Below are 13,057 nucleotides of genomic sequence, written 5' to 3' on the forward strand. Positions count from 1 at the left end.
GCGACGGTATCGATCCTACATCGTTATGAGAAACTTCAACCAGTCTGTGCCTGGCGCAATGCGTCGCTCAATACTTCCAGGGCAATATCCAGATTGGGTTGCCCGTGAAAGGTGTGACTCACGCGCAGGTTCTGTTGGTGCAACCCACTGACACTGAACAGTTCACCGGGGGCGATCACCACCTGCCGTGCCAGCAGGCGCTGAAATGCCTGGCGCATGTCCACCGCACGGGTGGAGGCCAGCCAGAACGCGGCACCGGCGGCCGGCATCCGATAAGTCACCTGGTCGCCCAAATACTGCTCCAGGCGCTGGCTCATGTGCCCCGCCTGCTCGCTCAAGCGTTGGCGCAGTGTGCGCAGGTGCTGGTCAATCCGCCCGCTTTGGTACAAACGGGCAATCGCACGCTGACGGATCGACGATAAACGGAATGAACGCAGCAGGAACTGGCGCTGCAACTCATTGCTCATGCGCCGGCACAGCACGTAGCCGTAGGGGGCTTCCGAGCCGAGCACTTTCTCGAACGAAGAAAACACGATCAGCCGCTCAGGGTTCACCAGTTCTCGCAATGCCGTGTGGGGGGCTTCGAAACCCAGCTCACCAAAGGTGTCGTTTTCAAGCAACCAGCAACCGGACTGACCCAGCAGGTGTGCCACGTCGAGACGCTCGTCGATCGACATGGCCACCCCGCTGGGCAGGCTGACGGAAGACGAGAGCAACACCAGATGCACCGGCTCATCGCGCAACAGCGTCCCCAGCGCGGTTCTATCCAGGCGGCCCTCCGGCGTCCAGGGCAACTCGATGATGCGCACCCCGGCGTCCTGCAACAGGCGCAGGATCAGCCAGTCGCAGGGCGATTCGACAATCACGGTGGTACCCCGCAGGCCCAGTACTTCGATCAGGATATCCAGCACGCCGCGCAGGTCGGCACCGATATACACATCGTCGGCATGCCAGCAGCGTGTGGGCGACGAGGTATAGCGCGCGGCCAGCGCCGCGCGTAACTCCCACACACCACAAGGCTGGGACCAGGGTTGCAAATGCGACGGGTACTGGCGCACCAGTTCCCGCTCCAGCCGCAGCAGTGTTTCATCCAGGGCGCCCAGCAATGCCGGATCGTCGCCACTGAGTACCACCATGCCGGGGCGCCGTGCCGCTGCGTAGAGGCGGTCAAGCAGATCCCCGCCGGCCCACGCCAGCGGGTTTGCCGACATCGGCCAGGCGTAATAGCCGGATTTGGCCACCGAATAGACTCTGCCCTCCTTCTCCAGCAGCGCATAGGCGTACTGGATCGTCGAAATCGACACGTTCAAGCGCCCGGCCAACTGCCGTAACGACGGCAGTTTTACCCGAGTGTCAGTACTGACCTCGTTGATCAGACTGATCATGTAGCGATAGACCGCTTGATACGCGAAATCCGCCTGACGCTCGTCGCGCAGCGTCATTGCCCGAACAATGGCACGGCCTGCGCGGCGCGACGCATGCCGTTCTCACTGGCCAGCGGTCGTTTGCGGTACAGGTGCTGCAACAAGGGCATCGGTAAACCGCTGGTGTCCGTTACCCACTGCTGCAGCATTTCGGCGGAACCGTTGCCTTGGAGGACTTTGTGCAACTCAGGCAACGCCACCAGCATGCCCGGATGACATTGGCGCAAATAACCTTCCAATCGCTCTCCGTGATGAAGAAACGGTGAAAACAGCAGGCAGGTCAGTTGGGTCTCATCCAAACCGAAGAACTCCTGAGCGTAGGTACTCCATAGCATGCGCCCTTCGCGGGTCCCGGCCTGAATGAGCAAATCGTCGGGCATGCGCAGACGGCGCATGTACGCGGCGGCCTGCTGAACAAAACCTTCGACGCCTTCTTCATAATCCAGCTCACGCAGGCATTCGGCCTGTAACCCACGCAGATGAGCCATCAGCAACGGATTGGAATAGGTCGGATGGCTGAAGTGAAAGCCCAGTGGATCGGGAACGTAAGCCATGAACTCGGTCAGCAGAGTGGTTGACGCGATGTCGACATCGTCCAGCAGGTCGGCGATGCCGATGTAAGCCAAGTGACGATGCCCCACCGTACTGGGATTATCACTGGCCGTGTAATGCTCACCGAACACATCACGGTAATAACCGATGCTCCACTCGTCCATGCGCGCGAACAACGCGTTGAGCGATAGTGGATGGCCCTTGGGAACGCGGATGCCTGCGCCCAGGGCGGTTTTCTTGAGCCAGGCAAGAAACTGACTTTGCTTGCGCGGCGAGTCACCACTGACCAGCGCGTGGACGCCGCCATTGCAAGTGGTGACACGCTGGTAAAAATCGCCGACGGCCAGGTAAGTGTCGTTGCACAGTGTGGCGCGGCAGTCCCCGGCGCTCACATGGCCCACCATCAACATATTGCGCTGGCTGATCTGTCGCCCGATCGCTGACGCCGGGCGCTGGTGATTGAAGGGTTGTACTTCCTGATTTTCCACCATCAACAACTCGACGCGCGGATCATCGTGGAGAAACAGCCGGCCGTAGCCGCGATTCAGGGTATCGAGCTGCCCCTCAGTCATGCCCGCGTGCCGTAACGTCGCGACCCTCAGTTGGAAGGTGCGTGGCGCGCGACCGGCAATGGTCAGTTGGGCAGCTCGGAGCAGCGCCAGGGTATAGCTGCTGACTTCACCGCCACCGTGAGCCACCAGTACCTTGAAATCCCCCACCTGCTCCATCCCGCCTGCCGCGACAATGATTCGCTGGACCAGTAACTGGAGAGCGGTTCGTCCCGCGCGAGTGAAGTGCCCGATCAGACGTTGCAGAACTTGCTGGTAAACATGATTCATAGCCTGTTCGTGAATAGTGCTCATAGTTCTACTACCTGAGTTGAAATATCAGTTTCAAGCAAGTGCTGACAGTGTTTGCTTGGCCTATTTTGCGTGTAGGAAAATCGCGCCCCGTATTGTGCGTCGATGTTCAGACACTAGCACCGCGCAACAAAACGACATGAATTGCCGGGGAGCATTTCTCACCCGCACATGCGCACAACCCAATGAAAACAATGGAAAACCCCTTTTAAAAAGCTAGCCTTAGGACTCTTCCGACAAGCTCCTACGCTTTTTTAACCAGCCTTTTAAAGAAGTGTCCGACAATAGGCTCAAACAACTTTTCCATTTGCATGGTCGGTACGCTTTATGAAAGTACCTGTCTTGCTGAGCACACATGCGTGCCGCGTCGATAGTTCGAATAACTATCTGCAGTCGAGTCATAGATTCAATCATTGCTCAATCCTTGAGATGAAAGTGAAGGCGCAATTATCAGTGCTGGAATAATGATTAATAGATACAGAAGCGGGCCGAAAACCAGTTCAGATGAGCAACCGATGTCGCGTAAATGGCGCACATACAACGACGCCGCGCTGGGATTCAGGGCGGCGTCAGGGAGGAAGGGCCGGATTTGCGGGCTAAAGTGCCAGGTCGGCACCTTCTGGGGCGGGCGGGTTAAGCCCTGTCAAATGGCGCATTTGCCCCATTCACTCAGGCGTCGGAGCACTCATTTACGAATACTCCTACAGCTCAAACAGCCGCAACCTGCAAAGCAACCCGCTCGCGGCACGGGCATTCGTCCATATAACGGTGGGCTTCGACAAACTGATTGAACGGAAACACCGTGGTTTTAAGGGGAACGAGCACACGATCGGCGGTCAGTTGGTTGATGTCACGCAACGCGCGCTGCAACGCTACCTGATCCTGGATGATGCCCAGCTCCGGTTTGCCGGTGAAGTTGCCGATACAGTGCACGAAGAACTGAATGTTCTTCTGGAACGCCGCGCACGCCGGGAACGGTGTCTGGTTACCGCCCTGCAAGCCATACAGCACCAGGCTGCCACGGGGCGCCAGCACATCACCGAGCAACGACATCTGCGGGCCACCCAAGCCATCGAACACCACATCGACGCCGCGGTTCTCGGTGAACTTGTTGATTTGCATCAGCAGGTCCTGTTCCTCGGTGACGATGACTTTTTCTGCGCCAAGAGAGAGCAGGTACTCGCGCTCTGCGCTGTCCTTGGTGGCAGCAATCACCCGCACGCCCAGGGCCTTGCCCAGTTGCACAAACGAAGGGCCGGCGCAGTGGCTGGCGTCGGTCACCAGGGCAAACTGCCCGGGCTTGACCCGTGCCAAGTCCACATACGCAAAGTAGGCAATCAGCAGCGGCGTGTAGTGCACGCTGGCTTCGATGGGGCTCAAGACGTCCGGATAGCGGGTCAGGGCCGAACGGGGCAGGACGATCTGTTCGCCATACACCGGGTAATCATTAGGGCTCTCGGCCGGAAAACTGGCCACTTTATCGCCCACTGCCAAGTCATCCACGCCGTCGCCCAAGGCTACGACCACCCCGGCCATCTCATGGCCAAGGCCGGATGGAAGGCGTGCGTGGGAAGACGCCAGGTTCTGGCGCCACAAAATGTCATACCAGCTGATGCCAATCGCCTCGACACGCACCTGCACTTCGCCCGGTGCGGGCTGCGCGGCTACATGCTCTTCGCACTTGAGCACCTCGGCCGGACCAAACTTGTGAAAGCGGATCGTGCGGGACATCGCAAACCTCGTCAAAGTAACCTCTATTGCCATGAACTCTATCTGGGCTTTCCGGCTAAGACCACCGGTCGCCGTTAATAGTCGACATGTCTGTCATTGATTCCGCATCTGAGGAATAGACCTCAAGTATGGTAGGAAAACTCAATTAGCCGGTGCAGAGTACCAGCCTTTCCCCGTAAGATTCATACCGGTCACGCGTCTGAATGGACCCTCAGGGCTCTTGTATGACCGTTCTCGTCAAGTAAAGCTGACTCTTCCAGGATACAAGATGAACCGTAACGACCTGCGTCGTGTCGACCTTAACCTCTTGATCGTATTCGAAACCTTGATGCATGAGCGCAGTGTGACCCGCGCCGCCGAGAAATTGTTCCTTGGCCAGCCGGCCATCAGCGCCGCGTTGTCGCGCCTGCGTGGGCTGTTCGATGACCCGCTGTTCGTGCGCACCGGGCGCAGCATGGAGCCCTCGGCCCGCGCCGTGGAAATCTTCGCCCTGCTCTCCCCGGCCCTGGACTCGATTTCCACCGCCGTCAGCCGCGCCGCCGAGTTCGACCCGGCCACCAGCACCGCAGTGTTCCGCATCGGCCTGTCCGACGACGTCGAATTCGCCCTGCTGCCCCAACTGCTCAAACGTCTGCGCGCCGAAGCGCCCGGCATTGTACTGGTGGTGCGCCGCGTCAATTACATCTTGATGCCCGGCCTGCTCGCCTCCGGCGAAATCTCCATCGGCGTCAGCTACACCGCCGACCTGCCGGCCAACGCCAAGCGCAAAGTACTGCGCCGCAGCCTGCCGAAACTGCTGCGCGCCGACAGCGTGCCGGGCTCCCTGAGCCTGGACGACTTCTGCGCCCGTCCCCATGCCCTGGTGTCGTTCGCCGGCGACTTGAGCGGGTTCATTGATGAAGAGTTGGAGAAACTCGACCGCAAGCGCCATGTGGTGCTGGCGGTGCCACAGTTCAACGGGCTGGGCACCCTGCTCTCGGGCACCGACATTGTCGCCATCGTGCCGGACTACGCGGCCGAGGCACTGACCGCTGCGGGTGGTTTGCGCGCGGAAGAACCGCCGTTGCCGGTGCGCTCGTTCGAGCTGCATATGGCTTGGCGAGGGTCGCAGGACAATGATCCGGGAGAGCGGTGGTTGCGGTCGCGGATTCAGATGTTTTTTGGCGATCCTGAGAGTCTTTAGGTGTCGTCGGGAAGCTGTTCAGCCTGATCATTTCCGGCTTTTCATAGGCCATGGAGATCTACCCATTTCCAGAGTACGAGGCATCTGGGGGCATATCTGAGGGCATGCTATGGATGGTTTGAAAAGGATGCCCCCAGGTCTAAAACAGGCGGACACCATCGACCTTAATTCTGGCGTTCAGTAGGCGTATTTACCGTTTGCTCAGGTAACGCCTACTTAGATACCTGCGCGGACGCACACCCCCTTACTTCGCCAACACGCCTCTATCGCCTGACTTCAACCTTGTAAAACAAATTCTCAACCATAAGTCGGCGCCGATCAGAGGTAACCGCATCTTGAATCTGGCTCACCAATCGCACGTAGTACTTGCACTCTTTTTGTGTGCCCAAATCGGACACCGGCTTGGCCGCTTGAGTAAAGCTTTCATACGTACGCGTGGTATTGGCCATCAGTTCTGTAATACCTGGCAACGCCATCGCATCCTCCTGACGCGCTGTCGGCCATGCGGGTTCGAATGAGAGATTGTTTTCACTCAGTTTTACCGTGAGAAACATCTCCGCTTTACCGGTGACTTCATTCACCCAACACGGCGGAAGGTCACCTCCCCGGCCCTTATTCAAGCGGTTCTGCAAGAACTGAACCTGGCCTCGTAAGTCTTTATTGGCCTTCTGTAATTCAATTGGACTTGTACCGCTTTTTTCCGCCTGTGCGATGGCAACGGCGTGCTTGATGGCCTCTTGGAGCTGGTCCTTCGTTTGGTCGGCGTTTGTCCCGAATGCAGCCGCTAGCATGTCGTCCTGAGCCTTGAGCGCCGCGACGCGTTTCACCACATCCGTAGGCTGTACGCCGCTTTCATCAGCAGGATCGACGACCAGCTTTTTTAGCTGCTCAAACGACATCATCGTTTCTAAAATGAGCTGTTTGGCGTCGGCGCCTTTTTTCTGCCCAGCAACCTCTATCAAGGCTTTTTCGATTGCCGCGAGTGCAGTCAGCTCCTGATCTTTTTGGGTCATGAGTACTTTCAAGCGATCCAGCTCTGCAGTTGCTTTCGATGCGTCCACCAGCTTGCTGATGATCTCATCGGGCTTACGCACGCCTAACGCAGTCATCCGCGCTTTCAGTGCCTCGGCCGCCTTGTTGATCGCATTCTCACGTACATCCAGATCCTGGAAGGCCAACATTTTTTCATTCAACGCCTGATTTTTATGGGTTAACTTAAAAATCTGGTACCCCATCAGCAGCAGCAATATGAAGCAGACGATGATAAAGATCTCGGTAAGCGAGAGCTGAAACACTTGATCATTCTTTCCGCTCATCAGGCGGATCTCGCTTCAGCCAGGCTCTCTGGCTCAACGTAGTGAGTGGATGAGCCCTGCTCTACCGCAGTGAGATCATCAATCTTGTTAATCAGCGCATCCAACTGGCTGTGAGCGGCTTGGACCGAACGATTGCTCTCCTCCATCCTCGCTGCAACCCCCTGGTGTTTCTCGTTACTTTCAACCAGAGCCCGAACCAGCGGCGCCAAACTCTGCTCAAGACTCTCCGCCAAAATCTCCCGATTGGTTTGACTGACTTCGTGCACACCTTTCAGAGCATCGGCGATGTCCCTGCCCAGGCGCTCTACAGTATCGGCGCTTTCAATACGGATATTCAAAGCATCCAGCTTATCTGCAATGCGTTCTACCGATTGCTGACGAGCCTTGATTTCTTTGAGGTAATCCTCTTGCTGGTCGTCCAGCGAGTCCAGGTACTCTTTCTGTACGCGCTCAACACTTTCCATCACCTCTTTGCTCTGTAGTCTCATCGCATCCACCAGGCGCTCCTGGCTCGTCACAATGGCACCGACGGCTACCAGGTTCTCATCGAGTGTTTGAGTCTTAGCATTCAAACTACGAATGGCGGTGGTGACTTGGCGCGTAGCGGTTTTAACATCTTCTGCCAAGGAGGCAACGCCTTCATTCACGCTGTCCGTTGTGCCTGCCAATGTTTCGATTGAACCACCCAGTTTGCGGGTGAACAGGTCATCAGGAAAGATCATTTGCTCCACACGATCACGTGCCATCGTGCCAAAATCCAATGCGTTATCTTCCATCTGCCGTAGCGTAATCGCGCTCTTTTCGGTCAGCTCATTGATCGTGCTCAACAAGTTGTCGCTGGATTGCCGGGTGTTTTCAAGTATCAGAGCAAAGGCTTCATTGCTCTGCTGCGTAGCATTGGCAAAGTAAGCGTCGGTGGCACTGATGTTGTGTTCGTAAAGTGCCTTGACCTGCTCCTTCACACTCTGCACTGCTTCGCGAGAAGCGACGTCTACCTTGTCCCGGAAGACTTCAAGCTGTTGAAAAGTGTTGTCAAAGGAGATAGCCAGGTTTTCGGCCGCGTGAATCGCACGTTCTTCGACACTTCGGACCGCATCATTAGCGTCGATACGAAACCCTGTGTGAATAATCCGCGCCAGCATACCCAACGCGGTACTAACCATCGCGGCACCGAATCGCGTTGCCATACCATTAAGGTTGTCACCCATGCTCTCAATGTCGAGCAAGCAGATAATGATGCTGGCGACAGTGAACAGGAAGCCCAAGTAGTAAACCGAATCGGCAAACTTAGCTACGGTGAGTTGCTTGTCCCATTTTTCTCGAACGAGATAGCCGACAATCCAATATGCAATCATTACCGCCAGAGGAAAGACCAACCCTAGCCAAAAGGGGTCATTTAACTTCAGGCTGGCGACGGACAAACTGATTTTCAGCAGCACCGCGAGCGCAAAGTAGGTGCTGACGCGCTTGATCGATTTATTGACGTCCACTTATAGTCCCTCGACCCGGGAAAAACCTTCCACAGATACGCCGTTATCTTGAAAGTATTGCTCCCAGAACATGGAGAGCTTGGTGTTCTGTAGGGCTTTCTGATCAGCTGCCAGCAGGTTGATGGCTACACTGCTGCCTTGCAGGCCCGGTGCCACTGCATTTTGCCCATAAGCGGTCTTACGAAAATCCGCGTACGGCGGCAGGTTGGCCTTATACATGCTGAACTCCGGCATGTTCGCCAGCATGTCAGAGTAAATCACCAGCCTGCGCTCACCCGACACATGCGCGCGCTCAAACCCATTGATGCCAACTAGCTGCAGCATCTGGAAAATGGGGGAGTTCTTGCTGCGTTCTTCGAGCGAGATTTTGTGCATGATGTCGTCAAACGGCTTTACGAATTTCTGGTTGAAGTCGCGCTCGACAAATTTCTTGTTGCTCATCTGCTGATTCCTGTCCTTCCACTGACCAGGATTGCAGCGCTCAAATAACGGCTTCTCATTGCTCTTAAAATCTTCACTGAGAAGAAACACGGAGAGCAGGTAGCCTTCGGGGAGTTCCTCATTGACCATCGTTTTAAGCCGTTGACCTAAAGCGATTTTCTGAGTAAACGGGAAAGGTGAGGTGTTATCAATAAGCACCACGTATTGCCCTTTGGGACCTGTGGACGGGCAAAGCGTCTCCTTATCGAGGGTTTCACGCGTGGCATTGAAATAAAACATCAAGGCAGCCGCAGCTACAGCGACACCACCAACCAGCAACCCGAAAGTTTTACCGGAAAGCCCTTTTTTCTGGGCATAAATTGCCATCATGCTCTCCCTAAAACGATTTGCTGCAGCGGCTGTACTTGATCGTATTTCTGATTAAACGACGATTGAATTCGCGCCCTTATCGTCTCCAGGTTCGCGATCATTTCGTTCATTAAGCGTTCCTGCTCAGCGAGCTTGATCTCATCCTTCTCGGTGCCGAAGTCAGGCATGGTGACCTCAACAAATGTCACCGGCTCGTCGAAATAGGCTGGCGGCGGATTATCGCGAGGGCGGGCCATTTCGTTTTCAATCCGATACTTACGGACCAGGTTAGTGAGCGTTTCGTCGGCCAGTACCATCCGCTCATCCACGACTTTCTTGATGACCGTTTTCTGGCTCATGCTGCGCTTGAAATTCTGGATGGCTGCCGCTGCACGATCAACGTTCTGATCGATCAGGAGCAGGGATTCAAGCTTGCGCTGTTCCAGCACATGCCGCAGCGCCTCAATAGCAAAGACATAGCGGCGTTGAGCGTCTTCGTAAGCCAGGTAAACCCTCGCGTACCCTGGATAACGATCAGTCCAGGTGTAGCCCTTATAGACTGCTGCCACTCCAAAAATGACCGTCAGCGCAAATAAGCCGCATGAGCTGATGTCCTGAAATGGAAGGATCGAATCATGTAAATAAGCACGAATCAACTCGACAGCTGATTGCGATTCATCTTCAAGTTGAGGCAGGACAAAACGGAAATAGGCAGTTCCTAAGCCAACAGTGACCATGCTGAGAACAGCCGCACTGAACGCAAAATAGCCTGCGAACATCCGGGACGGTTTGACATGGTTTTTATAGGCGCTTGCTCTGCCCAGAAAGAAGCATACAAACACGTTGAACGCTGACAGCATTAATGCGGTGACAAACCCACCCACATATCCGCTGGCCATACCCTCAGAAAACAAAAAGGCGTTTCCAAAGCCTTCGGCCACCGTCATCGCAAACAGCAAGCCACCACTCTTCCATTTGGCATCCCCATCAGCAGCATCAGCAGTCCTGTGCTGCAACTTGTTTTGCTCACGAAAAGTTTCGAGCGCATGGGCCTTGTCTTCGGCGGCTTGCTGAAGCTCCGTCAACTCGCCATCCATTTTGGAAATGTCCTGATCGGCGTTTCGCTCAAACTCCTCGCCAAGTGCGATAGTGCGTTTGATGTCGCGGGTCACGTCAATGGAGTCCAAGCGGTTGTCGGCGCTTTTTAGGGATCGCTCACCGTACTTAAGTATCTGTTCACGCATTCCGCCCAATTTGCCCCGAATGCTGTGCTCGACATCTGAAAGCTGCGTCGCAGTACTGGAGGGGACTCCGGCAGCTCCGCGAAGCCGCGCCAGCTCAACGACGCGCAGCTCTTTCTGGATTTTCTCAGGATCAATTTTCGGCAATACATCGCTATCAGGCTCATCCTTCCGACTGAATAGTTGGACAATGAAAGCCAAGAGCTTTCGAAAGAAACTCATTTATAGAACCGCAAAAGGTTAGACATTGGGGGGTATGCAGAGATAGATGAGCACTAGGCTGGCGCCAAATTAAGCGCACAGAAATAGGCAGCGTGTCGCGGCCATCCCTGCGCCGGCATCGAGTGATGGCTAAATAATGCCAATGCGCACAGATAAGGGCAACAAGTCAGTACAGAATTGTATTATTTTGGACAAATGGTCAGCGCCGCTGATTGGCACATTGGGATACCCACCCTAGCGTGGCTACCCAAAGATGCAGGAACATACTATGTCGCAAGGGCGTGTTTGAGGTTCGCTTCCGATCCAACATTCTTGACTTCGGATCAGAGCTGGTGCTTGCCAAGGAATGAAGCGTCAACGGTAGCGGCGACGCTCACTGTGTGTACCAAGGCGATATCCCAACTCAATCAGGTGAGTTTAAGGCTCAAATCAATACCAAGCCTTGGTCATCCGGCAACACCCACGTCTTCGGCGGCACAGGGCCCTACGTGCTTGAAGCACACGGCAGCATTGATTATGAGAGTCGCCCGCTCCTCCCGATCTTCAGCGGCGACTGCTGCCCGCATGACCGTGGTGTAACCGAGCTACGTTCTGATCGATGCGGCCTTGGATCGTGCGCAAGGTGTCTCGAGTAATAACCTGTGGGTATAGGTTCTCGGCGATGCTTGCAAACCGGCTCGCCACATCGCAAATGCCGTCAATCATTCTGCCGGCAACGTCCGGGGGCACCTCGGCTTCCTCGGCAAGCCGAAACATTTGCGTGCGAGAAATCGACAGGGCTTCCCCCATCACATCCATCTGGTGATATCCACTCGGCCCCTCGCAGAAGGTCACGTCGTAAGCCGGCGACAATCTCCACTGACCGTCTTGCGACATGATGTACGCAAAGTTTTTGGGATGATCGTCTCGGTTGTTGAACGCAACATTGAAGACCGCACGTTTGAAGGCCACCGCCATCTCTCGCACGTCGTTGGTACACATCTGTGTTGCCCGCAAGAAGTTGACGTAGTCCAACACCCCCGGAGACCGGTAATTTGCCCCCGTAAAGGCCGCGAGGCTTTGCATGGGTACACGCAGACCATCCCGACGGTCAAATCGCTTACTGGCAAACGCTGCCAACCCATTAGGCAGACTGAAGTACTGCGTGTCAGGGGTCTCGATGCCGCACATGCGCAGGCACTCGGCGTAGACCATTTCGATAGCGCACACCTCGGCATGCTCTTCTTTCGCCGGGAACTTGACCAACCAAGCTTCAAAGCCCGCCGTAACAGCAGTGGTAAAACAGCCAGTTTCTGGATCGCGATAGACGAGGGCCTTAGGCCTTGCACCTTGAGGCGAGCCACCCACCAGCAGCAACGTCTGCAGGAACTCGCCACCGTCTCCATGGAGCACTTCCTGCACTTCGGCGGCAAGCTGCTCCAGCGGGATATGGACTTCAGACTCCTGCCCTTCTGGTGCCACGGGCTCAAACGTTATGGCCCCCATTGCATTGCTACCGATGTAGGCTAGCCGTTCCAGTGAGCCGATGCGCGCCGTGGTGAGCCCGCGGCGCCTGAACATACGGTCCATCAGTAACATGCCCCACCCATCGGGCAAGGAGTCGTAAACAGGCCCTGGCAAGTACAGTTGGTGGTCTGGAAAATCTTGGCGCAACTGAGCCCCCACCAACGGGAGCGTGTAGGAGGACAGTTCCAAGCCCCTTTGCCTGGCTTCATTGCTGTACTCAAACACGATCAGCGGGCGACCGGTCAAGGCGGTCGTGGATACCAGCGTCCCCCATTGCCATCGCTCACCCCAGCCCTCGTAGAAGACGTTCACCTGCTCAAGCATTGCCGGACTTCCTCTTTGAACGGAGACGATTGGCGCTGTTTTCGTAGCGCCGAATATCCTCGATGCTGTCGAGCTTTGGCAGGAACAGGCCTTCAAGTTCCTTGGTTCGACCAAGAGCCATCGCCACACGAACGACGTTCTCGAATCCGACATTGCGCCCTGCTTCAAGGTTGGACACCGTGTTTGTGCCGATGCCGGCACGTCCGGCCAAGTCGGCTTGTGTCATGTCCAGCGCCAAGCGCTCTGTACGCAAGCGATCGCAGAGGCGCTTGACGACCTCGCTCGGCTTGCTGAAGCTTAAATCCAACATAGTGTGCACCAAGCCCATTCCGTGCCAGTTAGTCCACAAAATTATAGAATTAACGCCCGCCATCTATCAAGCGACTTAATTCCAAAAACCTGTGCCCTATCGATTAATT

General features: G+C 55.7%; 10 protein-coding genes. 1 reads left to right on the forward strand and 9 read right to left on the reverse strand.

Going from position 1 to position 13,057, the window contains the following annotated elements:
• Positions 1–35: 35 nt before the first annotated feature.
• From ACHPFG_RS15860 to ACHPFG_RS15870, 3 genes are all read right to left on the reverse strand, one after another.
• Positions 36–1,442, reverse strand: a complete 1,407-nt coding sequence (locus ACHPFG_RS15860; protein WP_431699734.1) for a PLP-dependent aminotransferase family protein — start codon at positions 1,440–1,442, stop codon at positions 36–38.
• On the reverse strand, positions 1,439–2,839 hold the full coding sequence (locus tag ACHPFG_RS15865; RefSeq protein WP_431699735.1) for a hypothetical protein: 1,401 nt from the start codon (positions 2,837–2,839) through the stop codon (positions 1,439–1,441). Before ACHPFG_RS15865 ends, ACHPFG_RS15860 begins: the two co-directional genes overlap by 4 nt.
• A gap of 705 nt (positions 2,840–3,544) precedes the next feature.
• Positions 3,545–4,567: a zinc-dependent alcohol dehydrogenase family protein gene (locus ACHPFG_RS15870; protein WP_131696393.1), complete on the reverse strand. Its 1,023-nt coding sequence runs from the start codon at positions 4,565–4,567 to the stop codon at positions 3,545–3,547.
• Between the two features lie 268 nt (positions 4,568–4,835).
• Here ACHPFG_RS15870 and ACHPFG_RS15875 point away from each other — a divergent pair, with 268 nt between their 5' ends.
• Positions 4,836–5,750, forward strand: a complete 915-nt coding sequence (locus ACHPFG_RS15875; protein ID WP_120448544.1) for a LysR substrate-binding domain-containing protein — start codon at positions 4,836–4,838, stop codon at positions 5,748–5,750.
• Between the two features lie 263 nt (positions 5,751–6,013).
• Here the strand turns inward: ACHPFG_RS15875 and ACHPFG_RS15880 are convergent, their stop codons facing one another.
• The 6 genes from ACHPFG_RS15880 to ACHPFG_RS15905 all read right to left on the reverse strand — a co-directional run bounded on the left by ACHPFG_RS15880 (position 6,014) and on the right by ACHPFG_RS15905 (position 12,948).
• Positions 6,014–7,066, reverse strand: coding sequence for a hypothetical protein (locus ACHPFG_RS15880; protein WP_431699737.1), 1,053 nt, complete (start codon positions 7,064–7,066; stop codon positions 6,014–6,016).
• The gene (locus ACHPFG_RS15885; RefSeq protein ID WP_431699738.1) at positions 7,066–8,556 is read right to left on the reverse strand and encodes a hypothetical protein; all 1,491 of its coding nucleotides are present in this window, start codon (positions 8,554–8,556) and stop codon (positions 7,066–7,068) included. The genes ACHPFG_RS15880 and ACHPFG_RS15885 overlap by 1 nt, the downstream gene beginning before the upstream one ends.
• Entirely contained in the window at positions 8,557–9,363 is an 807-nt protein-coding gene (locus ACHPFG_RS15890) for a hypothetical protein (protein WP_431699739.1), read from the reverse strand. It abuts the gene before it with no gap.
• Entirely contained in the window at positions 9,363–10,808 is a 1,446-nt protein-coding gene (locus tag ACHPFG_RS15895; protein WP_431699740.1) for a hypothetical protein, read from the reverse strand. The genes ACHPFG_RS15890 and ACHPFG_RS15895 overlap by 1 nt, the downstream gene beginning before the upstream one ends.
• A gap of 543 nt (positions 10,809–11,351) precedes the next feature.
• Positions 11,352–12,638 (reverse strand): type II toxin-antitoxin system HipA family toxin, encoded by a 1,287-nt coding sequence (locus ACHPFG_RS15900; protein ID WP_431699742.1) that lies wholly within the window; start codon positions 12,636–12,638, stop codon positions 11,352–11,354.
• Positions 12,631–12,948: a helix-turn-helix domain-containing protein gene (locus ACHPFG_RS15905; protein ID WP_057008794.1), complete on the reverse strand. Its 318-nt coding sequence runs from the start codon at positions 12,946–12,948 to the stop codon at positions 12,631–12,633. Before ACHPFG_RS15905 ends, ACHPFG_RS15900 begins: the two co-directional genes overlap by 8 nt.
• Positions 12,949–13,057: the final 109 nt, after the last annotated feature.

Source organism: Pseudomonas sp. BR20, from assembly GCF_050780135.1.
In the GTDB taxonomy this organism is placed as follows: domain Bacteria; phylum Pseudomonadota; class Gammaproteobacteria; order Pseudomonadales; family Pseudomonadaceae; genus Aquipseudomonas.